Source organism: Pseudaestuariivita sp., assembly GCF_052825805.1.
In genome coordinates, this window is the sequence record NZ_JBRBVB010000008.1 from 129,444 (window position 1) to 154,523 (window position 25,080).

At 65.8% G+C, this 25,080-nt stretch carries 28 protein-coding genes, 1 tRNA gene and 2 pseudogenes; 19 read left to right on the forward strand and 12 right to left on the reverse strand.

The genetic code is table 11. The features are described 5' to 3' along the window. Window positions 1–62 precede the first annotated feature (62 nt). Both mce and ACU0B3_RS10380 read left to right on the forward strand, forming a co-directional pair. Window positions 63–467, forward strand: coding sequence for a methylmalonyl-CoA epimerase (gene mce, locus ACU0B3_RS10375; RefSeq protein ID WP_446260784.1), 405 nt, complete (start codon window positions 63–65; stop codon window positions 465–467). Then, window positions 467–748, forward strand: a complete 282-nt coding sequence (locus ACU0B3_RS10380; RefSeq protein WP_446260785.1) for a DUF1467 family protein — start codon at window positions 467–469, stop codon at window positions 746–748. Before mce ends, ACU0B3_RS10380 begins: the two co-directional genes overlap by 1 nt. A gap of 279 nt (window positions 749–1,027) precedes the next feature. On the opposite strand, the gene ACU0B3_RS10385 is transcribed toward ACU0B3_RS10380, so the two are convergent. From ACU0B3_RS10385 to ACU0B3_RS10400, 4 genes are read right to left on the reverse strand one after another with little or no spacing between them, the layout of a single operon-like run. After that, window positions 1,028–1,717 (reverse strand): EI24 domain-containing protein, encoded by a 690-nt coding sequence (locus ACU0B3_RS10385; protein ID WP_446260786.1) that lies wholly within the window; start codon window positions 1,715–1,717, stop codon window positions 1,028–1,030. Further along, entirely contained in the window at window positions 1,714–2,292 is a 579-nt protein-coding gene (locus ACU0B3_RS10390; RefSeq protein ID WP_446260787.1) for a nitroreductase family protein, read from the reverse strand. The genes ACU0B3_RS10385 and ACU0B3_RS10390 overlap by 4 nt, the downstream gene beginning before the upstream one ends. Window positions 2,293–2,347: 55 nt before the next feature. Next, window positions 2,348–3,457 carry a class II histone deacetylase gene (locus ACU0B3_RS10395; RefSeq protein ID WP_446260788.1) on the reverse strand — a complete coding sequence of 370 codons (1,110 nt, stop codon included), beginning with the start codon at window positions 3,455–3,457 and terminating at the stop codon, window positions 2,348–2,350. Between the two features lies 1 nt (window position 3,458). After that, on the reverse strand, window positions 3,459–3,692 hold the full coding sequence (locus ACU0B3_RS10400) for a hypothetical protein (RefSeq protein WP_446260789.1): 234 nt from the start codon (window positions 3,690–3,692) through the stop codon (window positions 3,459–3,461). A 157-nt stretch (window positions 3,693–3,849) separates the two neighbouring features. Between ACU0B3_RS10400 and ACU0B3_RS10405 the strand changes: the two genes are divergently transcribed. Both ACU0B3_RS10405 and ACU0B3_RS10410 read left to right on the forward strand, forming a co-directional pair. Further along, window positions 3,850–4,578, forward strand: coding sequence for a M48 family metallopeptidase (locus ACU0B3_RS10405; protein ID WP_446260790.1), 729 nt, complete (start codon window positions 3,850–3,852; stop codon window positions 4,576–4,578). Continuing rightward, window positions 4,578–4,937, forward strand: a complete 360-nt coding sequence (locus tag ACU0B3_RS10410) for a YigZ family protein (protein ID WP_446260791.1) — start codon at window positions 4,578–4,580, stop codon at window positions 4,935–4,937. Before ACU0B3_RS10405 ends, ACU0B3_RS10410 begins: the two co-directional genes overlap by 1 nt. A gap of 180 nt (window positions 4,938–5,117) precedes the next feature. Here ACU0B3_RS10410 and ACU0B3_RS10415 read toward each other — a convergent pair whose 3' ends face one another. The 3 genes from ACU0B3_RS10415 to ACU0B3_RS10425 are packed head-to-tail and all read right to left on the reverse strand — an operon-like array spanning window position 5,118 to window position 6,912. Continuing rightward, window positions 5,118–5,591 (reverse strand): N-acetyltransferase family protein, encoded by a 474-nt coding sequence (locus ACU0B3_RS10415; RefSeq protein WP_446260792.1) that lies wholly within the window; start codon window positions 5,589–5,591, stop codon window positions 5,118–5,120. Beyond that, the gene (locus ACU0B3_RS10420) at window positions 5,592–6,191 is read right to left on the reverse strand and encodes a hypothetical protein (RefSeq protein WP_446260793.1); all 600 of its coding nucleotides are present in this window, start codon (window positions 6,189–6,191) and stop codon (window positions 5,592–5,594) included. Between the two features lie 10 nt (window positions 6,192–6,201). Then, window positions 6,202–6,912 (reverse strand): FkbM family methyltransferase, encoded by a 711-nt coding sequence (locus ACU0B3_RS10425; protein ID WP_446260794.1) that lies wholly within the window; start codon window positions 6,910–6,912, stop codon window positions 6,202–6,204. Between the two features lie 110 nt (window positions 6,913–7,022). Between ACU0B3_RS10425 and ahcY the strand changes: the two genes are divergently transcribed. The 3 genes from ahcY to ACU0B3_RS10440 all read left to right on the forward strand — a co-directional run bounded on the left by ahcY (window position 7,023) and on the right by ACU0B3_RS10440 (window position 10,324). Further along, window positions 7,023–8,411 carry an adenosylhomocysteinase gene (gene ahcY / locus ACU0B3_RS10430; RefSeq protein ID WP_446260795.1) on the forward strand — a complete coding sequence of 463 codons (1,389 nt, stop codon included), beginning with the start codon at window positions 7,023–7,025 and terminating at the stop codon, window positions 8,409–8,411. 139 nt (window positions 8,412–8,550) lie between these two features. After that, window positions 8,551–9,780, forward strand: coding sequence for a PRC-barrel domain-containing protein (locus ACU0B3_RS10435; RefSeq protein WP_446260796.1), 1,230 nt, complete (start codon window positions 8,551–8,553; stop codon window positions 9,778–9,780). Window positions 9,781–9,982: 202 nt separating this feature from the next. Then, window positions 9,983–10,324 (forward strand): DUF2853 family protein, encoded by a 342-nt coding sequence (locus ACU0B3_RS10440; protein WP_446260797.1) that lies wholly within the window; start codon window positions 9,983–9,985, stop codon window positions 10,322–10,324. A 288-nt stretch (window positions 10,325–10,612) separates the two neighbouring features. Here the strand turns inward: ACU0B3_RS10440 and ACU0B3_RS10445 are convergent, their stop codons facing one another. The 4 genes from ACU0B3_RS10445 to tsaD all read right to left on the reverse strand — a co-directional run bounded on the left by ACU0B3_RS10445 (window position 10,613) and on the right by tsaD (window position 12,898). After that, on the reverse strand, window positions 10,613–11,008 hold the full coding sequence (locus tag ACU0B3_RS10445) for a DUF1761 domain-containing protein (protein ID WP_446260798.1): 396 nt from the start codon (window positions 11,006–11,008) through the stop codon (window positions 10,613–10,615). 14 nt (window positions 11,009–11,022) lie between these two features. Beyond that, window positions 11,023–11,460, reverse strand: a complete 438-nt coding sequence (locus ACU0B3_RS10450; RefSeq protein ID WP_446260799.1) for an EVE domain-containing protein — start codon at window positions 11,458–11,460, stop codon at window positions 11,023–11,025. Then, window positions 11,460–11,735: a YciI family protein gene (locus tag ACU0B3_RS10455; protein WP_446260800.1), complete on the reverse strand. Its 276-nt coding sequence runs from the start codon at window positions 11,733–11,735 to the stop codon at window positions 11,460–11,462. Before ACU0B3_RS10455 ends, ACU0B3_RS10450 begins: the two co-directional genes overlap by 1 nt. A gap of 62 nt (window positions 11,736–11,797) precedes the next feature. Further along, window positions 11,798–12,898: a tRNA (adenosine(37)-N6)-threonylcarbamoyltransferase complex transferase subunit TsaD gene (gene tsaD, locus ACU0B3_RS10460; RefSeq protein ID WP_446260801.1), complete on the reverse strand. Its 1,101-nt coding sequence runs from the start codon at window positions 12,896–12,898 to the stop codon at window positions 11,798–11,800. A gap of 61 nt (window positions 12,899–12,959) precedes the next feature. Here tsaD and ACU0B3_RS10465 point away from each other — a divergent pair, with 61 nt between their 5' ends. Then, entirely contained in the window at window positions 12,960–13,679 is a 720-nt protein-coding gene (locus ACU0B3_RS10465) for a uroporphyrinogen-III synthase (RefSeq protein ID WP_446260802.1), read from the forward strand. 56 nt (window positions 13,680–13,735) lie between these two features. On the opposite strand, the gene ACU0B3_RS10470 is transcribed toward ACU0B3_RS10465, so the two are convergent. Then, window positions 13,736–14,137: a hypothetical protein gene (locus tag ACU0B3_RS10470; RefSeq protein ID WP_446260803.1), complete on the reverse strand. Its 402-nt coding sequence runs from the start codon at window positions 14,135–14,137 to the stop codon at window positions 13,736–13,738. 46 nt (window positions 14,138–14,183) lie between these two features. On the opposite strand from ACU0B3_RS10470, the gene ACU0B3_RS10475 reads away from it, so the two are divergent. From ACU0B3_RS10475 to ACU0B3_RS10525, 11 genes and pseudogenes are all read left to right on the forward strand, one after another. Further along, entirely contained in the window at window positions 14,184–15,275 is a 1,092-nt protein-coding gene (locus tag ACU0B3_RS10475) for a COG4223 family protein (RefSeq protein WP_446260804.1), read from the forward strand. Window positions 15,276–15,294: 19 nt separating this feature from the next. After that, on the forward strand, window positions 15,295–16,791 hold the full coding sequence (locus ACU0B3_RS10480) for a heme biosynthesis HemY N-terminal domain-containing protein (RefSeq protein ID WP_446260805.1): 1,497 nt from the start codon (window positions 15,295–15,297) through the stop codon (window positions 16,789–16,791). A 44-nt stretch (window positions 16,792–16,835) separates the two neighbouring features. Next, window positions 16,836–16,911: transfer RNA gene (locus tag ACU0B3_RS10485), tRNA-Thr, on the forward strand. 126 nt (window positions 16,912–17,037) lie between these two features. Then, window positions 17,038–19,227, forward strand: coding sequence for a dehydrogenase E1 component subunit alpha/beta (locus ACU0B3_RS10490; RefSeq protein ID WP_446260806.1), 2,190 nt, complete (start codon window positions 17,038–17,040; stop codon window positions 19,225–19,227). Continuing rightward, a complete protein-coding gene (locus ACU0B3_RS10495; RefSeq protein WP_446260807.1) occupies window positions 19,224–20,249 on the forward strand; it encodes an ACP S-malonyltransferase in 1,026 nt (341 codons plus the stop codon). Before ACU0B3_RS10490 ends, ACU0B3_RS10495 begins: the two co-directional genes overlap by 4 nt. Before the next feature lie 56 nt (window positions 20,250–20,305). Beyond that, window positions 20,306–20,932 (forward strand): helix-turn-helix domain-containing protein, encoded by a 627-nt coding sequence (locus ACU0B3_RS10500; RefSeq protein ID WP_446260808.1) that lies wholly within the window; start codon window positions 20,306–20,308, stop codon window positions 20,930–20,932. Further along, complete coding sequence (locus tag ACU0B3_RS10505; protein ID WP_446260809.1) at window positions 20,929–21,423, forward strand: GNAT family N-acetyltransferase; 495 nt, start codon at window positions 20,929–20,931, stop codon at window positions 21,421–21,423. Before ACU0B3_RS10500 ends, ACU0B3_RS10505 begins: the two co-directional genes overlap by 4 nt. A 124-nt stretch (window positions 21,424–21,547) precedes the next feature. Beyond that, a pseudogene (locus ACU0B3_RS10510) lies at window positions 21,548–22,478 on the forward strand (class II glutamine amidotransferase). 1 nt (window position 22,479) lies between these two features. After that, the gene (locus ACU0B3_RS10515; protein ID WP_446260810.1) at window positions 22,480–23,157 is read left to right on the forward strand and encodes a GltB/FmdC/FwdC-like GXGXG domain-containing protein; all 678 of its coding nucleotides are present in this window, start codon (window positions 22,480–22,482) and stop codon (window positions 23,155–23,157) included. A gap of 19 nt (window positions 23,158–23,176) precedes the next feature. After that, window positions 23,177–24,523: an FMN-binding glutamate synthase family protein gene (locus ACU0B3_RS10520; protein ID WP_446260811.1), complete on the forward strand. Its 1,347-nt coding sequence runs from the start codon at window positions 23,177–23,179 to the stop codon at window positions 24,521–24,523. A gap of 378 nt (window positions 24,524–24,901) precedes the next feature. Further along, window positions 24,902–25,080 (forward strand): annotated as a pseudogene (locus tag ACU0B3_RS10525) (type III glutamate--ammonia ligase); the annotation flags it as partial.

Below are 25,080 nucleotides of genomic sequence, written 5' to 3' on the forward strand. Positions count from 1 at the left end.
GACTTGCAGACCCGCCCGCCGCACCGCATAACCGCGCCCGGACGCAAAGCGGAGAGCAAGCCATGATCGGACGCCTGAACCACGTTGCCATTGCCGTGCCGGATCTCCAGGCCGCGGCTGAGCAATACCGCGGCACGCTCGGCGCCAATGTCGGCGCGCCGCAGGACGAGCCGGACCACGGTGTCACCGTCGTCTTCATCGAGCTGCCGAACACCAAGATCGAGCTGCTCTACCCGCTGGGGGACGCCTCTCCAATCCAGGGCTTCCTCGACAAGAACCCGGCGGGCGGCATCCACCACATCTGCTACGAAGTGGACGACATCCTCGTGGCGCGGGACAAGCTCAAGGCCGACGGCGCGCGCGTCCTCGGCACCGGAGAGCCCAAGATCGGCGCGCACGGCAAGCCGGTGCTGTTCCTGCATCCCAAGGATTTCAACGGCTGCCTCGTCGAGTTGGAGCAGGTCTGATGGGGATCACCTCGGCGCTCGTCCTTTATGCGGTGATCTGGTTCATGACGTTCCTCGTGGTCCTCCCGATCCGGGTCAAGACGCAAGGCGATCTCGGCGAGATCGTGCCCGGCACCCACGCCGGCGCGCCGGAAGTCCACAACACCAAGCGCAAGGCGTGGATCACGACCTGGGTGGCGCTGGTGCTTTGGGTGATCATCGCGGGGATCATCTTCTTCGGGCTGATTACGCTGGAGGACATCGACCTCTTCCACCGCTGGAACAGCGAGTACGCGGGGTAAGAGTCACCCGCCCCGGACTTGATCCGGGGCCTCGCGGATATTTTCAAGCCGAGACGAGAGGTCCCGGATCAAGTCCGGGACGGCTAGGCGGCTCGTTCAATGTCCCGGTGCGGAACCAAGGCGCAGCCGCCGCACATCGACGGGCCGCCCGCACGGCACGTCGATACGTTGAAGTCAGACAATCGCTCGGATGTTGTCCGATCTTGGCAGGGGTAAAGGTGTCTAGAACAGCCGTTGCATCGACGCACCGCGGCCCGTCAATGCGCTCGCTCTAGAGCCCTACCTTCGCACCACCGCGTGATAAAGATGCGTGAACGTGGCGGCGCCGAGGATCGGGATCAGCAGGTTCACCAGCGGGATCGTCAGCGGCACGGCCATCAGTACGCCGGCGAGCCAGATGCGGCCCGCGTTCTCTTTGCGCAAAGCGCGCACGGTCTCGCGGTCATGGCGGCGCAGGGCGGCAAGGGTGAAGTACTCCCGCCCGAGCAGAAACCCGTTCATCCCCCAAAAGATGAAGAGCGCGGCAGGCGGGATGAAGAGGTAGAGGATGATCGCCAAGAGGTTCGCGCCAATCAGCACGCCAAGGAAGTTCACCGTGTCGCGCACCCCGGTCCAGAACGGCACACCCTTCGCAGGAGGCAGATGGCGGTAGTGGCGCGCCTCCACCGCGCGGGCGACCTCGTCGAGGAACATCGAGGTGATCGCAGAGGCGACCGGCACCATCAGGAACACCGACAGGATCAGGAACACCAGGATCGCGCCCCCGTTGAGCAAGTCCCCGACCCAGGTCGCCTGATCGAGCCAGGGGATGCCGAAACTGTCCTGCACCAGCCACTGCAGGAACGCCATGAACCCCGCGCAGGCGACGACCAGCAGCGCGATCGTAAGACCGATGCCGAGCAGTAGAACCCGGCGAAAGACCGGGTCGGCGATCTGGCCCAGCGCCTTGAAGAATGCGGTCAGGATCATGTGTCGACCCAGGTGGTGAGCGCTGCTACGTCGGGGCGCGGGCGCTCGGGCGGGGCCGCCTTTTCGGTTCCGAGGTAGATGATCCCGGCGACGCGTTCGCTCTCCTCCAACCCGAGCCCCTTTTCGCAAAAGGCGTGGTCATGGCTCGGCCAGCCCGAAAGCCAGTTCGCGCCCCAGCCCGACGCAAGCGCGGCGTTGAGCAGCGCAAGGCAGACCGCGCCAGCGGAATAGCTTTGCTCGATGGCGGGGATCTTGGCGGAGGGCTTTTGCACCTCGACCACGACAACGGCGAGCTCTCCGGTCTGATAGGCGAGCTGCGCCTTCGCGATCTCGTCCGCGTCGTGGCCCAGCACCGCTCCGCGTTCGGCCACGAGGCGTGCAAGCCGCGTGAGGGCCGCAGCGCGCAGCACGATGAACCGCCAGGGCTCGAGCTTGCCGTGATCCGGCGTGCGCGCCGCCGCGGTGAGCAGCTTGCCCAGCGCGGCATCGTCCGGCACGGGTCCGGTCAGCGTCTTGTAGGGGCGGGACCGCCGCGTCAGGAGAAAGTCGAGCGCGGCGGGGTTGGGTGTCGACATATCGGATCTCCCGGGGTGCTCAGGATGTCGGAGGCGCGCAACGGGCTTTCAAGGGTCACTCCGGCACGAGTTTGGCCACGAGGTCGTCGACCCACCCCTTGGCGAAGGCGTCGAACCGCGCGCCGGGCTGGCGTGCAGTGTAGGTGGCGAGGATTGGGTCGGGGACGTGGACCCTGCTGCCGGACAGCTCTTCGAGCGTGGCGTGACCGCAAAAGGGGACGTAGACCTCGGAATACCCGCCCTCGTGCACCAGAACCAGCTTGCCCCCGCAAAGCGAGTCTGCAGCGCCCATGATGCCGTGCGTCATCAGACGGAAGGTTTCGGAGGTTGCGAGCGTGGCGCTCAGCGGGTCGGGCGCGGCGGCGTCGAAGCCGCAGGCGACGATGATCAGGTCGGGCTTGAAGGTGGCGAGGCGCGGCAGGACGATCCGGTCGAAGGCGTCGAGGATGGCGGCATGGCCGCTCCCCTGCGGCAGGGGGATGTTGACGTTTGTGCCGGGCGCGTTCGGGCCACCTGTGGCGTCCGGCGCGCCGGTGTCGAGCGGGTAGTTGCGCTCCTGATGGAGTGAGACGGTCAGCACGTCCGGGTCGTTCCAAAAGATCGCCTCAGTCCCGTTGCCGTGGTGCACGTCCCAGTCGACCACCGCGATACGCTGGGCAAGGCCCTCGGCGCGCGCGGCCTCGATCCCGATGGCGATGTTGTTCAAAAGGCAAAAGCCGTTGGCCCAGTCTGCGGTGCAGTGATGGCCCGGCGGGCGGGAGAGCGCGTAGGCGTTCTGGATGTCACCGCGTGCGACGTCGAGGATGGCGGCCTTGGCCAGTCCCGCGGAGTGCTTGGCGATCTCGTATCCGCCGGGCCCGAAGGGGGTGCGCAGGCCGATCTCGCCGCCGCCGGCGTCCGACACGCGTTTGAACTCGGAGAGGTAGTCCGCGGTGTGCACCCGCGCGAGGTCGGTGTCGGTGGCCGGGCCTGCGCCGCGCAAGGACAGGTCCGCGACGATGCCGCTGACATGGCAGAGGTTGAGAAACCGACGTTTGGTCTCGGGGCTGTCGGGCAATCCGTCTGGCTGGGGTTGCACGAACCCGCCGACCGGCAGGGTGCCGGCGTAATGCGCGCCGGCGTGCCAGAAGCAGCGCTCGTCCCAGTAAAGCGCGGTGCGCGGCATGTCAGTCCTCCTTGCGGACGTAGACGCCCTCGGGCAGGTCGATGGCTGCGGCGAGGTCATGCATCTGATCGATGGAGAGCGTGATCTTGACCACGCTGTCGGTGCGGGCGTCGTATTGCTCGACGGTGATGCATTCGGCAAAGGAATGGACGATCACATCCTCCTGCAACGGCGCGGTGCCCTGGTCGATCAAGGTGATGACCGTGGTGTCGAATTCGTGCTCGATGGTAAACATGCCTCCAGCCTAGCGGCGCGGGCGGCAGGGGCAACACCTCATCGCGCCGCCTGGCGCGCCTCGTGCGGATCGGCTACGTCCCGCGCGCCGCGTAAATGTGACTGGTCCTGCCGGGTGGCGCGATTTACCTTGAGCCTACGTTTTCGCAGGAGCCGCCATGATCCGTTACCTCGCCAGTTGCGCCGCGTTGCTCTTGGTCGCCGCCTGTGCCGCGCCGCCAACCACCGGGCCCGCGCGCCCGACGACTCCCCCCGAAGCGCTGAGCGACAGCGACGAACAAGCGGTTGCGCGCCGGGCCGCGCGCCAGTTCATCACTGTGGTCGAAGACATGGAGCCCATCGCCGAACGTGCCTGTCGCAATCGCACCAGCAATATCAACTGCGATTTCCTGATCGTCGTGGACGATCGGCCCGGCATGCCGCCAAACGCGTTTCAAACACTCAACCGGCAGGGCCGCCCGGTGATCGCGTTCAACCTCGCGCTGATCGCGGATGCGCGCAACGCGGACGAGCTGGCCTTTATCCTCGGGCACGAGGCGGCGCATCATATCGAGGGACACCTGGCCAGGCAGGCGCAGAATGCCACCGCAGGCGCGGTGATCTTTGGCGGGCTCGCGTCGCTGGGCGGCGCCTCGGCGGAGGCGGTGCGCAACGCGCAGGAGCTTGGCGCCTCGGTCGGGGCGCGCAGCTATTCCAAGGAGTTCGAGCTGGAGGCGGATCGTCTCGGCACGCTCATCACGCTGGATGCCGGATATGACCCGGTGCGCGGCGCGGACTATTTCTTTCGCATCCCCGATCCCGGCGACAGGTTCCTAGGCACCCACCCCCCGAATGCCGCACGTCGCGACATCGTGCGGCGCACGGCCGCCGAGGCGCGCAGCAGCTGATGTTTCAGATCAACCCGGTGTTTACGGACCGGGGCTCGAAATACGCGGTGTCGGGCGGGAAAGTCACGAGCCGCGCCGAGGTGGACCTGTATCTCAAGACGCTCAAGCGCAACCGCAAGTTCGCCAAGGCGACGCACAACACCTGGGGCGTGGTCTTCGCGGACGGCGTGCCGCTCAAGGGCGACGACGGCGAGGCGGGCGCGGGGCAGGTTATCCTGCGGATGCTGGAGCGGGAGGGCGTGACGGACCACGTGATCGTCGTCACGCGCTGGTTTGGCGGGACCAAGCTGGGCGGCGACCGGTTCCGCCGCGTGCAGGACGCGGTACGCGCCTATCTGGACGCGGCGCCGGGCCTTTGACTCAATCGACCTTGAACCTGATCGTACTCGCTTAAATCAAGGCACCCGCCTGACAGGCACTGTCAGGCCGCCCCGCCCCGCCCCCGTCAAACCGCAGGTTTGCCTTTGGCAAAACGGGCGGCGCGTGCCCATCCGCTGCGAGAGCATCGGGTTCGAGGTCGCAGGCTACAAGTCCGGCCTCTAGAGCGGGTAGCGCTTCACAATCCGGTCGACCTTGACCCCGTTCGGGCGGGTGTGATCGTCCGGCCAGACTTCGAAATCCTGAAATCCGATGGCCGAATAGAACGCCAATCCTGCGCTGTTGTCAGAGGTGATCTTGGCCAGGATCGCCTCCCCGCCCCGCGCGCGGCAATCGGCGAGCGTCTTGGCAAAGAGCGCGCGTCCCACGCCTTTGACCGGATTTTGCTGGTCCGCAAACGTACCGATGGAATAGAGCCCGCCACCCGCGTCGAACGCCGCCTGAAACCCGACGAGCCGGCCTTCGGATAGGGTGACGTTCCGCACCGGAGCCGTGTTGAGGTACCCGGCGGCAAAGGCGTCCTCGGTGTAGGGCTCTTCGTAGGCGGTCGATCCGCCCAGCGCGATAGTGTGGTTCACGATGGCGACGCAGGACGGGACATCTTCCAGGCGCATGGTGCGGGTTTCGAGCGTCATTCACATCTCTCCCAGGATTTGCGCCACGCGGGCGGTGAAGGCGGCACGCACCTCCGCAGGCGGGCGCAGGGTGATCGCGAGACCTTCGATGACAGCGGGGTCCGGTTTGCCAAAGAGGCGCCCGGCCTCTGCGTGCGTGAACCCGGCAATCGCGGTCGCCTCCATCCAGGCGCTGACCTTGTCGGCCTTCTTGATCTGGCGCTTGACGGTCTGCGGCAGCGTCGCCGGCAGGCCGAACCGCAGGTGGATCGCCGCCGTGAGCCGGTCGTCCAGCGCACCATAGCCCGGACCCACGGCCGCCTTTACCGGAGAGATCATGTCACCGATCACGTATTCGGGCGCGTCGTGCAGCACGGCTGCCAGCCGCCATTTGGGCGGCGCATCGGGCACCATCCGCGCGTAGAGCGCCTCGACCAGCAGCGAGTGCTCGGCTACGGAATAGGCGAAATTACCCTCCGTCTGGCCATTCCAGCGCGCCACGAAAGCCAGCCCGTGCGCGATGTCCGCGATCTCGATATCCATCGGCGTGGGATCAAGCAGGTCGAGCCGCCGCCCCGACAGCATCCGCTGCCAAGCGCGCGGGGCTTGGGTCGGTGGCATGGAGGCTCCTCTAGGCTGTGGGGATGAAGATCCCGTTTTCCTCAATCTGCGAGGTGTGCACGTATTTGTGCTGAGGTGCCAGAAGGCCGAGCAGGTCGAGATACTGGATGCGGCGTTTGCGGTTGCCTGTCTCGAGCACGACAATGGGTTTGTGTTCGGTCAGGATTCGCTGCGCCCCGGAAAGCGCCGGGACTTCGTGTCCCTCGACATCCAGATGCAGGATCGAGACCTTCCGGCCTTCAGGCACCAACTTGTCGAGCGTGGTCACCGGCACCTCGATGGTCTGCCCCTTGCCGGGATCGGAGACGATGCGCGCGCCCGCCGCCAGCGGCTCATCCGCACCGGGGCGTGCGAGTTGCAGGTGCAGCGTCGCCTCTTCCGCGCCGACGGCAACGGAGTGCAGGTTTACGCGTTCGAGCTGGTTCAAGGCGATTGTGTAGGACGCCGCAGCATGCGTCTCAGGCGCCGGTTCAAACGAATGGATCTGCGCGCCCTCCGCCAGCCCCCGTTCAAGCGCGGGAAAGAAGTCGCCGACAAAGGCACCGCCGGTCACGATGTCCCCATCCCCCAGATGCCGCGCCAGAAACCGCAGCGTCGTGGGCTCGTAGACGTCACCCTTGCGCAAGAGGCGCGGGACCTTGCGCCCCCGGAAACTCTCGGGAACACAGTAAAAGCCATACTCGTTTGCGGCGATGAAATGCTCGAAATCGGGGCGTTCCATGACATCCCTCTCTGTTCTTGAACCATACTTGGCCCTGCTACCGCAGCGCGCATTGTGCAAGCCAGCAAGACCTGCTAGGCGCGGCGCAAATTATCCGTGGAGACCCAACAGTGTCACAAGATTACATCGTCAAAGATATTGCCCTGGCCGCCTTCGGCCGCAAGGAACTGGACATTGCCGAGACCGAGATGCCGGGCCTGATGTCGCTGCGCGAGGAATACGGTGAGAGCAAGCCGCTGACCGGCGCGCGTATCGTGGGCTCGCTGCATATGACGATCCAGACCGCCGTGCTGATCGAAACGCTGGTCGAGCTCGGCGCGGACGTGCGCTGGGCGTCGTGCAACATCTTCTCCACGCAAGACCACGCGGCAGCAGCGATCGCCGAAGCGGGCGTGCCGGTCTTTGCCATCAAAGGTCAAAGCCTCGAAGAGCATTGGGACTACCTCGACAAGTCCTTCCAGTTCGAAGACGGCCCGAACATGATCCTCGATGACGGCGGCGACGCGACGCTCTACGTCCTTCTTGGCGCACGCGCCGAGGCGGGTGAGGACATCATTCCCGTGCCGACTTCCGAGGAGGAAGAGGTGATCAAGAAGCAGATCGCCAAGCGTATGGAAGAGACACCCGGCTGGTTCACCAAGATGCGCGACCAGATCCAGGGCGTTTCCGAAGAGACCACCACCGGTGTGCACCGCCTCTATGAACTGGTGCGCAACGGCCAGCTGCCCTTCCCGGCGATCAACGTGAACGACTCGGTCACCAAGTCCAAGTTCGACAACAAGTACGGCTGCAAGGAATCGCTCGTCGACGGCATCCGCCGCGCGACCGACACCATGATGGCTGGTAAAGTCGCGGTTGTGATGGGATACGGCGACGTGGGCAAGGGCTCCGCGGCCTCGCTCGCAGGCGCCGGCGCCCGCGTCAAAGTCACCGAAGTTGACCCGATCTGCGCGCTGCAAGCTGCCATGGACGGCTTCGAGGTGGTCCGCCTCGAGGACGTGGTGGACTCGGCCGACGTCTTCATCACCACCACCGGCAACAAGGACGTGATCCGCATCGAGCACATGCGCGAGATGAAGGACATGGCGATCGTCGGAAACATCGGCCACTTCGACAACGAAATCCAGGTCGCCGCCCTCAAGAACCACAAGTGGACCAACATCAAGGAACAGGTGGACATGATCGAGATGCCCTCGGGCAACCGGATCATCCTCCTCTCCGAAGGCCGCCTTCTGAACCTCGGCAACGCCACGGGTCACCCGTCCTTCGTGATGTCCGCCTCATTCACCAACCAGGTGCTCGCCCAGATCGAGCTCTGGAAGAACGGCGACAACTACAAGAACGAGGTCTACATCCTGCCCAAGCACCTCGACGAAAAGGTCGCGCGCCTGCACCTCAAGCGGATCGGCGTGCAACTGACCGAGCTGGATGCCGACCAGGCCGCGTACATTGGCGTAAAACCCGAAGGCCCGTTCAAGCCCGAACACTACCGCTACTGACCGTCCAGGCTGGCGCAGGGCAACATGCGATAACACCAGCCGAACAGTTAAGTTCCCGTTAAAAATAAGGCCCCCGCGCTGGAACCAGCGTGGGGGTTTTTTGCGTTTTGGTGTCAATGCATCATCATAGGAGATGACAATGACTGTTAAGACTTTGACCTCCGCCATCGCCCTGTCCGTGTTCGTGTCTGGCGCCGCCTTTGCCGGCACCTACGACAAAGACGACGCCGACATGACCTCCACGGATGCGATCCAAGCCGAGGACGTGACCGAAATCGCAGACGCGGACACGATGAACTCCGGCTCCGAAATGGAGAGCGCAAATTCGCCGTGGGCCGGCATGACTGTTGCCGAATTCGTTGGCATGAATGTCATGACCGACCAGGGTGAAGACGTCGGCGAAATCGATTACGTGATCGTTCAGGACGGCGCACCGGCCGGCGTGATCGGCGTGGGCGGTTTCCTGGGTCTCGGTGAGTACACCGTCGCTCTGCCGCTCGACGGCTTCACGATGGGTGAAGATGGCCTGATCGTCACGCAGACTGCGGAAACCCTGCAAGCCATGCCGGAAGTCGACGAGTCGACGATCCAGCCGGTTGCGGACGACGTGATGCTCGTGTCGATCATGGAAAACGCCGAGGACTTCGCCAATCCCGAGGCGCTGCAGATCGCCGACGGTGACGTGACACCCGCACTCCAAACCGGCGAGATCGCTGGCGACGAGAGCGAGATGGCAGACGCTGACACAGCCGCGCCAGCGATGGACGTGACCGATGATACCGAGAGCACAGACATGGCATCGGGCGACATGGCAACCGGTGAGATGGCGACCGACGACTCCGATATGGCTGACGCCACGCCGTCTCCGCGCGCCGCCAACCGCGAAGATTCCATCGAAGAGCCGCAGATCGCCGAAGGTGACGCCACTCCGATGGCACCCATGGGTGATAGCGACACCGCCGAAAACGACGTGGCAGAGATGGAGAACTCGGACAATCCGACGATGCCGACCTACGCTGAATCGACGACGGCCGAAGTTGCGCCTGTCGAAGATGCACCGATGTCGATCCAGGAAATGACCGTTGGTCAGATCATCGGCAAATCGGTCATCGGCCCGCAAGACGAAGTTGTTGGTGAGATCGACTACGTGATCGACAACGCTGGCGTGATCGAAGCCGTCATCGGCATCGGCGGCTTCCTCGGTCTCGGCGAGTACACCGTCGCGATCCCGCTCGAGAACTTCGACGTGGCGCAGGACGACATGCTGTCGGTCGGCAAAACGCGTGAAGAGCTCGAAGCGCTGCCGGAAATCAACGAGACCGGGCTGGAAAGCCTCGAAGACGACGTGATGATTTCCGACCGCATCTAAGCGGACGACCATATACGCAAGAAAGAGGCCGGCACCCCCGGCCTCTTTTTTGTGACAGAATATGCCGCAGGCGCCGCGCAAAAATGCCGCAGCCTTCGCGCGCGGCCCTTTTTCGTTGTATGACGCAGTCTGATTTGCCAACCTGCCGCCGTCAGGCAAAATGCGTGGCACAGCAACAAAAATAGGGACTAGGGGGACCACAATGGGGAAGCGCGACGACTTGATCGCCAAATATGCAGATGATCTGCGCAACAAATGCGGCATGGAGCCTGATATGGCGCTGCTCACCAAGGTCACCATCGGCTGCGGCCCGGCCATCTATAACGACGACGCCTCGACCGTCGCTGGCAGCCAGCCTGCCGAGCTGGAGACCATCAAGAAGAACTTTTTGATGAAAAAGCTCGGCCTCGCCGACGGTCCCGAGCTGATGGACGGCATCAACGCCGCGATCGAGACCTACGGAAAATCCGAACGCTCCAAGTACCGCGCCGTGATGTACTACATGCTGACCAAACGCTTCGGCAAGGAAAGCGTCTACGGCTGACCCTCGGACCGGGTTGCAAGACACGGGCTTTGCCACGCCGGCAAAGCCCTTTTTTGTTTGGGAACAGACGCTAAGATTTAGTGACGTTAAACCTGATGCGAGTCCGCCTAGATCAAAGCACCCGCCTGACCAGAACCGTCAGGTCGAGTCATGCCGAAGGCATGCCTCCGGCATGACCCGCCCCCGCCAAACCTAAGGTTTGCCTCCGGCAAAACGGGCTGCGCGATTGCGCCACCCCCGGGACGGCGCGTGCCGATCTGTTATTTGTCAGGCCGCAAATAGCCTTTTCTACGCAAACAGCGTCAGCACCAACCCCGCCACCGTGCAACCGCCCGTCGCATAGACCGCGTCGATCATCACCAGCTTGAGCGGCCGCGCGGCAAAGGCGTAGCAGGTCGCGATCCACGGAACGACGACAAACAGGCCCAGGCCGAACCCGCTCACAACGCCTTCGAGCACCGTATCGACGCCGCTCAGCACGAACATGTGCCGCATCATGCCCGCCACCAGCACCGTCCCGACAAAGCCGGTGATGAACGGTAGCGGATTGCTCGCGTTGGCAGGCTTTCCATCTTTGACCGGCACGCCCGACACCTGCATCCAGGTGTTTCCCATGATCGTGTACCAGACGGCCCCGAACATGAACGCGGCCACTCCGGCCACCAAAACAGCAAGAATTCCCATGGGTTCCCTCTCCCTTATGTGTCCCCCAGATCGTCCGGGGTCACGCCGCCCATCTGGCAAATGGTGCGGAATTCAGCGTCGGTGACCGGCTGCACCGACAGGCGGGAGTTCTTGACGAGCACCATATCCGCCAGCCCCTCCTCCGCCTTGATCGCGTCCAGCGTCACCGCCTCCTTGAAAGGCGCCACGGCGCGGATGTCGACGCACTCCCAGCGGTCGTCCTCCGAGGTGCTGTCGGGATGCGCCTCTGCGCTCACCATCACCACGCCGACCACCGCCTTCTCCTTTTGCGAGTGATAGAAAAAGCCCAGCTCGCCTTCCTTCATCTCCCGCATGAAATTGCGCGCCTGGTAGTTGCGCACGCCGTCCCACTCTTCGCCTGCGTCGCCCTTGGCGACCTGGTCGTCCCACGACCAGACCGACGGCTCGGACTTGAAGAGCCAGTGCGCCATCAGCCGATCACCCGGTTCCACGCATCCAGCTTCACGCTCTCGAATAGACCCGCCTGCGCGTAAGGGTCTCCCTCCGCGAACGCCTGCGCCGCCGCCATGTCGGCCACCTTGAGGATGATCAGTGAGCCGCACATCTGCCCTTCGGCATCCAGCAGCGGCCCGGCCATCTGCACCGGCGAGCCGTCCGCCTTGAGGTAGGCGACATGCGCCTCCCGCGTGGACAGGCGCAGGTCGAGCGCACCGGGTTTGTCGCGGGCAGTCAGGGCAACGAGCATCAGTTAGTCCTCTTCGCTGGCAATGCGTCGATCACGCCCCACCCGCGACATCCTGTCAAGCTCTACGCCTTTGCGCCCTTCTTGCCGCCACCAAGCAGTGGCGCAGGCGTTGGATCGAGCGGCCAGCGCGGGCGCGCCTGCAACGTCGGATCGTCGGTATGTCCCGCGGCAAACCGCTCCAGCCCCGCATAGGCGATCATCGCCGCATTGTCGGTGCAGAGCCGCAGCGGCGGCGCGACAAGACGCACACCCTCCGCTGCGCAAAGCTCTTCGAGCGCTGCGCGCAGGGCCATGTTCGCCGCGACACCACCCGCCACGGCAAGCACCGGCTCATCCGGGTCAAGCGCCAGATACGCCTCAAGCGCCCGGCGCGTCTTGGCCACAAACACATCCGTCACCGCCGCCTGAAACGCCGCGCACAGATCTCTCCGATCACGCTCGTAAAGCCCGCCCTGCTCGGCCACCAAAAGGTCGCGCGCGCGCAGCACCGCCGTCTTGAGCCCCGAAAAGCTAAGGTTGCAATCAGCGCGATCCCTCAAAGGCCGCGGCAGCGAGAAACGCTCCGCGGTCCCGCCCCGCGCCGCGGCCTCGACACTCGGCCCACCCGGTTGCGCCAACCCAAGAAGCCGCGCGACCTTGTCGAACGCCTCCCCGGGCGCATCGTCGATCGTCCCACCCAAACGCTGGAACCGGTCCGTCCCGTGGGCGATCAGAAACTGGCAATGCCCACCCGAAACAAGCAGCATTAGGTAGGGGTACGCGACACCGTCCGTCAGACGCGGCGTCAGCGCATGGCCCGCCAGATGGTTCACCCCCACCAGAGGCAGCCCCGTCGCCGCGCTGATGCCCTTGGCACACATGACCCCCGACATGACCCCGCCGATCAGCCCCGGACCCGCTGTCACCGCAATGGCATCGACCGCGTTCAGACCTTCGCCCGCAGCCTCCAGCGCATCGCGCACCACGCCATCCAGACGCTCGGCATGCGCCCGCGCTGCGATCTCCGGCACGACCCCGCCGAACTGCGCGTGCAGCTGAGCCTGGCTCACAACCTCGTTTGACAGAACCTCCGCACGCCCCGGCACGCCGCGCACCAGCGCCGCCGCCGTGTCGTCGCAACTGCTCTCGATCCCGAGCAGCGTCAGGGGTCCGGTGGTGTCCATCCGTTGCAAGCCTCCGCGCCGGGGGCTACCACTCGGCATCCCTGCAAACAATGCCGAGGCCATGCCCGTCCCCGTTCGCCCCATCCTTCTGCTGACCCGCAGCGCGGACGATTCCGCCGAATTTGCCCAATTCTTAGGCAGGCACGACGCACCACTCCACGACGTGGTCATCTCTCCCTTGCTCGAATGTGTCTACCTGTCCACTCACGTTGACACATCAGGCGTACAGTCGCTGATCTTCACCTCGCGCCACGGCGTTGCCGCCTATGCCGCACAGGCACACGCGCCCCGCCTTTCCTGCCACGTTGTCGGAGGCCGCACTGCTGAGGCCGCCCGCGCACGCGGTCACGAGGTCCTGTCCCAGCACCCTGATGCCGCCACACTGCTCGCCTTCTGCGCGACAAATGCACCTCAAGGACCCGTTCTGCACGTACGCGGCGAACACGCCCGCGGAGACATCGCGAAAACCCTCTCAGCCCGGAACCTTTCCGCCGGAGAAACTGTTGTCTACGCACAGAATTTGCGGCCTCTGACCGAGACAGCCCTTACCGCCCTCGCTGGGGAGAGACCGGTGATCATTCCCCTGTTCTCCCCCCGCACCGCGACGCAGTTTGTGCGCGAGTGCACCGGGACCGCGCCGATCCACGGCATCGCCCTCAGCGCAGCGGTGGCGGAGGCGGCCAAGGGAACTAGATGGACGCGCATGACGATAGCGCCGACGCCAACGCGTGACAGCATGGTGACAAGCGTGATTGACACTTTATCCGGGGTAGCGGGTTGAGAGGCCCTCCCGCGCCGAGTAGACTTCCAAGGCTGGCCCCTGCGGCGAGACGAGAATCAAGGGGATCGCACAGTGGCGAAGCCGACCAACAGCAAATCGACCCGCACGCCGAGCACGTCCAAATCCTCGTCGAAGACCGACCAGACCAAAGCTGACGACGTAAAGGCATCGGACAAGCCCTCCGAAAGCGCCGACGCGTCGGCCAAACCGGCGCAGTCGGCCAAACCCGAGGACGCCAAACCAGCGGCCGCGACATCCAAATCGGCGCCAAAGTCTGACCGACCCAAAACGCCGACCAAGATCGAGGACGCCGAAGTCATCGACTCCTCAGCCGGCCCCGCCACGCCGAAGCCAACGACGGCGAAAGCAGACCCGGCCAAGTCCGACGCAAAGCCAACGGCCACGACGCCCGCGACCAAGTCTTCCGACACCGCGAAACCGGACACAGCAAAACCCACTCAGACTGACACCAGGCAAGCCGAAACCAAGCCAGCGCCCGCTCCCGTGCCAGCTCCAACACCGGCGCCGCAGCACTCCAGCGGCGGTTTCGTCCCGGCCCTGATCGGCGGCGTGATCGCAGCCGCTATCGGCTTTGGCGCCGCGTACTACCTCTATGCGGATACCGACACGGACCTCACCGCGCAGGTCGAAGCGCAGGACGCCCGCATCGCCGAGCTCGAAGCGTCGCTCACCGACGTGGCACGCAATGCGGAGGCGGCCGCCTCACTCGACCTCGGCCCCATCGAAACACGGCTCGAGACACTGACCACCGGCCTTGCGGACCTCACCGGCTCCGTCGAGGGCGGGCTGGCCGACGCGGCCTCCCAATCGGCGGACTCCGCATCTCAGGCGCAAGCCGCCGTCGGCGCCGTCGACACGCGTCTCACGACCCTCGACGAGCGCCTGACCGCCCTCGAAAAACGCCCCATCGAGGACAACGTGTCCCGCCAGGCCATCGACGCCTACGAACGCGAACTCGCGCTGTTGCAAGAGGCCATCGCGAACGAGCGTGGCGCCATCGAAGACCTCCTCGCCCAGCAAAAGGCCGAAGTGGCGCGCATCGCCGAGAACGCCTCCCAGATGGAGGAGCAAGCCGCCGCCGAGGCCGAACGCGCCGCCGCGCGCGAGGCGCTGACACGGGTCCAGCTGTCCCTCGACAACGGCACGCCCTTCGACACCGCCCTCGCCGATCTCTCGGACGTCAGCGACGCCAGCATCCCGGACGTGCTCGGCACCGCCGCCACCGATGGCGTTGCCACGCTATCTGAGCTGCAAGAGCAATTCCCCGGCGCTGCCCGCGTCGCGCTTGGCGCCGCCCGTGACGCCGGCGAAAGCGGCGAGGACGGAGGCATGCTCGGCTACCTCCGCGCGCAGGTCGGCGCCCGCTCCGTCGAACCGATCGAAGGCGCAAGCGCCGACGCCGTCCTGTCGCGCGTCGAGGCGGCCGTGCGCGTCGATGACTTTGAAACCGCCCTCGCCGAGATCGAGGCGCTCCCGCCCTCCTCGCGCGCCGAACTCGAGGCTTGGGAAACCGCCGCGCGCGCGCGCCTTGACGCCATCACAGCCGCTGCCGCGCTCGCGGCGGACCTGAACTAGACCTCGGAAGGGACCGCACATGCTCTGGTCGCTGCTTAAAATCCTGATCTTCATCGCGCTCGTCGGCGCCCTGACCTTTGGCGCCAGCTGGCTGATGACGCGCGGCGACGGGATGACCCTGACCGTCGCGGGCCAGGAATACCCGCTCTCCGCGCTGCAAACCGTCATCGCGCTGGTCCTGCTCCTGATCGCGGTCTGGCTGCTGCTCAAGCTGCTGTCGTTCCTCGTCGCGGTCGTGCGGTTCCTGAACGGAGACGAAACCGCAATCTCCCGCTACTTCGACCGCAACCGCGAACGCCGCGGCTATCAGGCGCTTAGCGAAGGACTTATGGCGCTCGCCTCAGGCGAAGGGCGCCTTGCGATGTCCAAGGCCGCGCGCGCCGAAAAGTACCTGCAAAAGCCCGAGCTCACCGACCTGATCACAGCGCAAGCCGCCGAAATGGCCGGCGACCGCGCCAAGGCCGAAGAGGCGTACAAACGTCTCGTCACCAACGAGACCACGCGATTCGTCGGCGTGCGCGGCATCATGAAGCAAAAGCTCGAAGCCGGCGACACCGACACCGCGCTCAAGCTGGCGGAAAAGGCGTTCGCCCTCAAACCCCGCCACGAGGAGACGCAGGACGTCCTGCTCAAGCTGCAGACCAAGACCGCGGACTGGAACGGTGCCAAGAAAACGCTCGATGCCAAGCTGAAATCCGGCACGCTGCCCCGCGACGTGCACAAGCGCCGCAACGCAGTGCTGACACTCAGCGCGGCCAAGGCGGACGTCGCGGGCGAGGGCCTCGACATCGCGGCGCGGGAAGCGGCGATCGAGGCGAACCGGCTCTCCCCGGACCTGATCCCCGCGGCGATCATGGCCGCCGAAAGCTACATCGCCCAAGGCAAGCCAAAATACGCGACCCGCGTGCTGAAAAAGGCATGGGAGGCACAGCCGCACCCCTCCCTCGCTGCGACTTTCGCCGCCATCGAGCCGGACGAGTCCGCCGACGCCCGCCTCAAGCGTTTCCAGCCGCTGATCCGCCTCAAGCCCGAGCATCGCGAATCCAAGCTGCTGAACGCCGAGCTCAACATCGCCGCCGAGAACTTCCCCGCCGCGCGCCGCGCCATGGGGGATGTCATCGCCGAGGAGGCCGACGCCCGCGCGCTCACCATCATGGCCGCCATCGAACGCGGCGAGGGCGCGACAGACGAGGTCGTCAAAGGCTGGCTAGCCCGCGCCATCGCAGCACCCCGCGGCCCGCAATGGGTCTGCGACAACTGCAACGCCGTCTCCGCCGACTGGACCGCCATCTGCGCCAATTGCGAGAGCCTCGACACGCTCACCTGGCGCGCACCGCCGAAACAGGAGATCGCCGCACCCACCGGCGTCGAAATGCTCCCCCTGATCGTCGGCGCCGTCGAGGACAAGCGAGAGGACGTTTCCGTCCCCGAAGCCGAGATTGTCGAGGCCGTCGACGGCGAGATCGTCAAGCACCCCGAAGAGACCAAGCCCGCGCCCGCCGAGGCATCGAAATAGGGCTTTTCAGAACAGCGCGACGCTGCTAAGCGACGCGCCACGGTGCCGGTGTAGCTCAGCTGGTAGAGCACGTCATTCGTAATGATGGGGTCGTAGGTTCGAGTCCTATCACCGGCACCATGACAGCCCCCAGCGCTTCGGCGCGGCTGCACTTTCTCCGCAAAGCACCCCGCCAAGCCTGCTTGCACCGGACCTCGCCGCGCGGTTTACTTAATGCCACGGACGTTCGGCCAAGAGAGACATTCCATGGATCGCGCCACGCTGGTGCACGAGAGCTTTCTGCGCCGCGTAGCCGACGGTGACTTGCCCGAAGGACTTGGACCCGGGCCTGACCTGACCAACGAGAATGCGGCAGCCATCTTCCGCGCCGCCTGCCTCAGCCGCGCACTCGACCTCGAAAGCCGCGCGATGCAAAAGGCCGGTCAGGGGTTCTACACCATTGGCTCGTCCGGCCACGAGGGCATGGCGGCTGTCGCGCACGCACTGCGCCCCACGGACCTCGCCTTTCTCCATTACCGCGATGCTGCCTTTCAAATCGCGCGCGCGGGACAGGTGCCGGGACAGACGCCCGCCTGGGATATCCTGCTGTCCTTTGCCGCCGCCTCCGAGGACCCAATCAGCGGCGGACGGCACAAGGTGCTGGGATCCAAGGCCCTCAACATCCCGCCGCAGACCTCGACGATCGCCTCACACCTGCCAAAGGCGGTCGGTGCAGCCTACGGCCTTGGCGCCTGCCGCAGACGCAGGCCGGAGCACGCAGAGCTGCCGGAAGACGCGGTGGTCTTCTGCTCCTTCGGGGACGCCTCGGCCAACCACTCGACCGCGCAGGGCGCGTTCAACACCGCACAATGGACGGCCTACCAATCCGTGCCGCTCCCGCTGCTCTTTTGCTGCGAGGACAACGGGATCGGCATCTCGACCAAGACCCCCAGGGGCTGGATCGCCGCCACCTTTTCCGGGCGGCCTGGTCTCAAGTACTTCTACGCCGACGCGCTCGACATGCACGAGACCGCGCGCGTCACGGCGGAGGCCGCGCGCTACGTGCGGACCCAGCGCAAACCGGCGTTCCTGCACCTGCGGACGGTGCGCCTCTACGGCCATGCAGGCGCGGATGTGGCGACGTCTTACCTGCCGAAACACGAGGTGGAGGCGGACGAGGCCAACGATCCCCTCCTGCACATGGCGCGGCAGCTGGTGGACGCCAAGGCGATGACACCGGAAGCCGCTTTGGCCATCTACACCGGCACCCGCGCCCGCGTGTCCCGCATCGCAGCGGAGGCCGTGACCCGACCGCGGCTCAAGACGGACTCCGACGTCATGGCCAGCCTGATCCCGCCCAGACGCGCCTGCAAACCAGCGCCCACGCCAGGCGACAACCGCAGGCAGGCGGCGTTCGGCAGCGACCTCGCCGCGATGAAGGAGCCGCAGATCATGTCGCGCCTCATCAACTGGGCGCTTACCGATCTGATGCTGACGCATGACGCGATTACCCTGATGGGAGAGGACGTCGGCCGCAAAGGCGGCGTCTACGGCGTCACGCAAAAGCTGCACGCCCGGTTTGGCCCGGACCGTGTGATCGACACGCTGCTCGACGAGCAGTCGATCCTGGGGCTTGGCATCGGGATGGCGCAGACCGGCTTCCTGCCGATGCCGGAGATCCAGTTTCTCGCCTACCTGCACAACGCCGAAGACCAGCTCAGGGGGGAGGCGGCGACGTTGCCCTTCTTCTCGAACGGGCAGTACAGCAACCCGATGGTCGTGCGCGTGGCCGGGCTCGGCTACCAAAAGGGCTTCGGCGGGCACTTCCACAACGACAACTCCGTCGCGGTGCTGCGCGACATCCCAGGCATGATCCTCGCCTGCCCCTCGAATGGCCGCGACGCCGTCGGCCTTTTGCGCGAGACGGTGCGGCTGGCGCGTGAAGAGCAGCGGCTGGTGGTGATGCTCGAACCCATCGCGCTTTACCCCATGCGGGACCTCTTCGACGAGAAGGACGGCGGCTGGATGCGCACCTACCCCGAGACCAGCTGGCACCTGCCGATGGGCGAGGTGGGGGTGAGCGGCGACGGCACCGATCTGGCGATCGTGACCTTTGGCAACGGCGTGTACCTCTCGACGCAGGCGCAGCGCGATCTGGCGGACGACGGAATCAACGCACGCGTGATCGACCTGCGGTGGCTCTCGCCCCTGCCCTTCGCCAGCCTCGACGCCGCTCTAGAGGGATGCAAGCACGTGCTCGTGGTCGATGAAACGCGCCGCTCCGGCGGTGTGGCCGAGGCGTTGCTGGCGCATTTGCACGAGACCTGCCCCGCCCCCTCGGCGCGCCTCACAGCAGAGGACAGCTTTATCGCGACCGGCCCGGCCTATGCCGCCACCATGCCCTCGCGCGCAAGCATCCTCGCCGCAGCCCGCGCGCTGGTGAAAGGGCGCACATGACCCGCACCGCCGTCCTCATCTGTCCCGGGCGCGGCACATACAACGCCCCCGAGCTCGGATACCTCTCGCGACACTTCCCGGATACCGTGCTCTTGGACCGGCTCGACGCGATCCGCGCCGAGGCGGGCCAGCCGACCTTGCGCGCCCTCGACGGCGCGGAGCGCTTCACGCCCAGCCTGCACACCCGCGGCGACACGGCCTCCGCCCTGATCTACGCCGCAACTCTTGGAGATGTCCTGGCCCTCGCGGACGTCGAGATCGTCGCGGTCACCGGCAATTCCATGGGCTGGTACTCCACCCTCGCCGCCGCCGGCGCGCTCACGGTCGAGGACGGGTTCCGCGTGGCGAACACAATGGGGACGCTCATGCAGGAGCACGGGACCGGCGGTCAGCTGGTCTACCCCTTCATGCCGCCAACGTGGGAGGACGCGCCGGACCAACGGAAGACGCTGCTGGACCTCGTCGACCGCATCAACGCGGACGATCCGCAGAGCCTCGCGCTCTCGATCGAGCTGGGAGGGATGCTCGTGATCGCCGGTACCGAAGCCGGCCTCACTGCGTTCGAGGCCGAGGTCCCCCGCATCGCCGACCGCTTTCCCCTGCGCCTGCGCGGACATGCAGCGTTCCACACGCCGCTCCTGCGCCACGTCGCCGAGATGGGACAGGAGGCGCTCGACGGTACGCGAATCACCCAGCCTGCGCAGCCGATGATCGACGGGCGCGGACATGTCTGGTGGCCGGGTTCGAGCGATCTGACCGCCCTCTGGGATTACACCCTCGGCCATCAGGTCACCGAGACCTACGACTTCACCCGCGCCATCACCGCCGCCGCGCGCGAGTTCGCGCCGGATATGTTCCTCATCGCCGGCCCCGGCACGACCCTCACCGGCGCGGTCACCCAATCACTGATCCGCGCGACGTGGAAAGACGTCCGCAACAAGGCAGACGTCGCGGCGCTCCCCGAACCCCTCACGCTCACGATGGGCGATCCCGCCCAGCGCGCCACCGTGACGCGGCAGTAGACGGCGCACACCTCGCCCACTATGCAAAAAAGGCAACCCGAGGGACCGCACCGACGATGCGCGCACGTTTGACCCAAGACCCGCACTCGACGCGGCCCGCCCGCGAAAAGGTGCTCGAGGTGGCCATCGGGCGCGAAGTGCGCGCCTTCCGCAAGGCGCAAGGCACGACCGTCGCCGAGCTGTCCGAACAGACCGGCCTCTCGATCAGGATGCTGTCCAAGATCGAAAACGGCAACACCTCGCCGTCCCTGTCGACGCTGCAGGCGCTGTCGCACGCGCTGTCCGTGCCGGTCACTGCCTTCTTTCGCCAGTACGAGGAGCGACGCGAGGCGGTCCACACCAAGGCGGGCGACGGCGTCGAGACCGAGCGCGACGGCACCCGTGCCGGTCACCAGTACAACCTGCTGGGTCACATCGGCAGCAACGCCAGCGGCGTCATCGTCGAGCCCTACCTGATCGAGCTGACGACCGAGAGCGACGCGTTCGAGACCTTCCAGCACGGCGGGATCGAAACGCTCTACATGCTCGAAGGCGCGGTCGACTACCGGCACGGCAACCGGGTCTACCCGCTGCGCCCCGGCGACAGGCTCTTTTTCGACGCGGACGCGCCGCACGGGCCTGAAACGCTGGTGGAGTTGCCGGCGAAGTACCTGTCGATCATCGCCTACCCGCAGACGCCGTGACCCGATACACGTTCCGCGCCATGACAGCGGATGACGTGCCGATGCTCCGCACGTGGCTCGCCACGCCGCACGTGGCCCGGTGGTGGGACGGTGAGCCGCCCCCAACCGAGGCGGACCGCCAGGACCCGCGCGTGGCGCGCTGGATCGTATCGCTCGGCGGCCACCCCTTTGCCTACATGCAGGACTACACCGTGCACGGCTGGCCGGACCACCACTTCGCACATTTGCCTAAGGGAAGCCGCGGGATCGACCAGTACATCGGCGACGCAGCCCTGCTCGGACAGGGACACGGACCCGCCTTTGTCGCCCAGCGCGTCGCGGCACTTGTCGCAGGTGGCGCCCCGGCCGTCGCTACAGACCCGCACCCGGACAACGCCCGCGCCATCGCCGCCTACCGCAAGGCCGGCTTCGCCCCCGAAGGCCCACCGCAGGAGACGCCCTGGGGGTTGATCCTTCCCATGGTCCTTCACGCCCCGACAGGCCAAGCCTGACCGATTTCACGGCAATCCTGGCGCCGTAATTTGCCTAAGATGAAAATTTTATTCCTGACGGCTGTCACAGGCGCAGCGACCTGCTATCATCTCGCGCGGAACATGAGGCAAGGAGTGCGCGCGCATGTGCGGCATCATGGCACTTTTTTCTCAAGGATACATCGCTCGAGCCCCGGCTTGGCGCGATGTTGACGGATATGCTGATCACCATGACCGACCGTGGCCCGGACAGCGCCGGCATCGCGGTCTACGGTGCCGGCGGCGGCACGGCGTCCAAACTCACCGTGCAATCAGGCACCCCGGACACAGCCTTCTGCGGCCTTGCAGACGCACTGTCCCAAACCCTCGGCACAAACATCGCGATGACCGTCAAGGACACCCACGCCGTGCTCGAGGTCCCGCCCGGCCAGATCGAGAGGGCCCGCACCGCGCTCGCCAACCTGCCCGGCAACGTCCGGGTGATGAGTGTCGGCGAGACCGTCGAAATCTACAAGGAGGTCGGCCTGCCGAGGGACGTCGCAGCCCGCTTCGACCTTGCCGCGATGTCCGGCACGAACGGCATCGGGCACACCCGCATGGCAACCGAATCGGCGGTCACGACGATGGGCGCCCACCCGTTCAACACCGGGCCGGACCAGTGCCTGGTGCACAACGGCTCCCTCTCGAACCACAACTCCCTCCGGCGCAAGCTGACCCGTGCCGGCATGCGGATCGAAACGGAAAACGACAGCGAAGTGGCAGCCGCCTACCTGACGTGGAAGATGCAAAACGGCGCAACACTCGGCGAGGCGCTGGAGAGCGCGCTCGACGATCTCGACGGCTTCTTCACCTTTGTCGTCGGCACCAAGGACGGCTTTGGCGTCGTGCGCGATCCCATCGCTTGCAAACCCGCCGTCATGGCGGAAACGGACCAGTACGTCGCCTTTGGCTCGGAGTACCGGGCGCTGGTGAACCTTCCAGGCATCGAAGACGCCCGAGTGTGGGAGCCGGAGCCTGCGACGGTCTACTTCTGGAGCCACACCTCGGCACCCACTGCGACCGAGAGGGCCGCCTGACATGCAGACCATCGACATGGCGGAGACCCCCCTGCGCGAGATGAACGCCACGCTGCACGCCCAGTCTGTGACCACCAACCAGACCGCCTGGGAGATCGTGAACCCCAAGGGCGCCCATGCGATTGCCTGCGGGCTCGACGCCCCGATCGACGTCGCGGTCAAAGGCTCCACCGGGTATTACTGCGCGGGCATGAACCAGCAGGCCAACGTGCACGTGCATGGCTCTGCCGGACCCGGGGTGGCCGAGAACATGATGTCCGGCACCGTGGTGATCGAGGGCGATGCCTCGCAATATGCGGGCGCGACCGACAACGGCGGGACGCTTGTGATCAAGGGCAACGCCTCCTCGCGCTGCGGTATCTCGATGAAGGGGATCGACATCATCGTGCACGGCAACGTCGGGCACATGAGCGCCTTCATGGCGCAGTCGGGCAATCTGGTGGTCTGCGGCGACGCGGGCGACGCGCTGGGAGACTCGATCTACGAGGCGCGTCTCTTCGTGCGCGGCTCGGTCAAGTCGCTGGGTGCGGACTGCATTGAGAAGGAAATGCGTCCCGAGCACATCGCGCTCCTCGAGGACCTGCTGGAGCGCGGCGGGTGCGATGCCAAAGCCGAGGACTTCAAGCGTTACGGCTCGGCCCGGCAGCTCTACACCTTCAACATCGACAATGCCTACTAGGCCATCCGGGGACGGACAGATGAAAGACATCAAGCACAACGGCCCTCCGCGGACCACGCCGATCCAGTCGGCCACGTTCAGCCAGAGCATCAACGCCGAGATCCGGCGGGCAGCGGCAACGGGCATCTACGACATCCGCGGTGGCGGGGCCAAACGCAAGGTGCCGCATTTCGACGACCTGCTGTTCCTTGGCGCGTCGATCTCGCGCTACCCGCTCGAGGGGTATCGCGAGAAGTGCGACACCTCCGTCACGCTCGGCACGCGCTACGCCAAGAATCCGATCCAGCTCGACATCCCGATCACCATCGCGGGCATGTCCTTTGGCGCCCTGTCGGGTCCGGCCAAAGAAGCGCTCGGCCGCGGTGCGACCCTTGCCGGGACGTCGACCACGACGGGAGACGGCGGCATGACCCCCGAGGAGCGCGGGCATTCGAACAAGCTCGTCTACCAGTACCTCCCCTCGCGCTACGGGATGAACCCGGACGATCTGCGCAAGGCGGACGCGATCGAGGTGGTTGTGGGCCAGGGTGCCAAGCCTGGCGGGGGAGGCATGCTTCTGGGGCAGAAAATCTCGGACCGCGTGGCCGAGATGCGCAACCTGCCCAAGGGGATCGACCAGCGCTCGGCCTGCCGTCACCCCTATTGGACGGGACCGGACGATCTGGAGATCAAGATCCTCGAGCTGCGCGAGATCACCTCCTGGAGGGTCCCGATCTACATCAAGGTGGGCGGCGCCCGCCCCTACTTCGACACGACGCTGGCGGTGAAGGCAGGGGCCGATGTGGTCGTCCTCGACGGGATGCAGGGCGGCACGGCGGCGACGCAGAATGTGTTTATCGAGCATGTGGGCCAACCCATCCTCGCCTGTATCCGCGAGGCGGTGCGGGCTTTGCAGGACCTCGGCATGCACCGGGAGGTGCAGCTGGTGGTCTCGGGCGGCGTGCGCACGGGCGCCGATGTGGCCAAGTGCATGGCGCTGGGGGCGGATGCGGTGGCCATCGGGACAGCGGCGCTGATCGCTTTGGGCGACAACGATCCGCGCTGGGAGGACGAGTACCAAAAGCTCGGCACCACTGCGGGCGCCTATGACGATTGGCACGAGGGCAATGATCCCGCCGGGATCACCACGCAGGACCCCGAGCTGATGGCGCGCTTCGATCCGATCGAGGGCGGGCGGCGGCTCAACAACTACCTCAAGGTGATGACGCTGGAGGCACAGACGATCGCGCGCGCCTGCGGGAAGAGCCACCTGCACAACCTCGAGCCCGAGGACCTCTGCGCCCTGACGATGGAGGCCGCCGCCATGGCGCGCATCCCGCTGGCCGGCACCGACTGGTACCCCGGCAAGCCTGGGAGCGGGTATTGAGCCCTCGGGCTCAGAGCCCCTCCTGCCCCGGGCGTGTTGCCCCGAGGCTTTTCCATGCGCCCGCGATAGCCGCACATCGACGGGCCGCGGTGCGTCGATCTAACCTGAGTTCTAGGCACCTTTATGCCAGCCAAGTCCGGATGACCTTTGAGCGAAACACTCATTTCGACGTATCGACGTGCCGTGGGGGCGGCCCGTCGATGTGCGGCGGCTTCGCCTTGATTCCGCACAATCACATAGAACAGCCGCTCAATCCTGCCTGCAGGGCTTTCCAATTTAGCATCTCGCGTCCCGGACTTGATCCGGGACCTTCACGTTAACGCGCGAGGTCCCGGGTCACGCCGGGGACGGGTGCGCAAAAAGACAAGGGACGCAGCCATGACCACCGATCTTGCTGCCTTCGCCGAGGCCAACGGGTCAAATACTTCATGATCTCCTTCACCGACCTCTTCGGCGGGCAGCGGGCCAAGTTGGTGCCGGCGCAGGCCATCGCGGACATGCAGACCGAAGGCGCGGGCTTTGCGGGCTTTGCCACCTGGCTCGACATGACGCCCGCA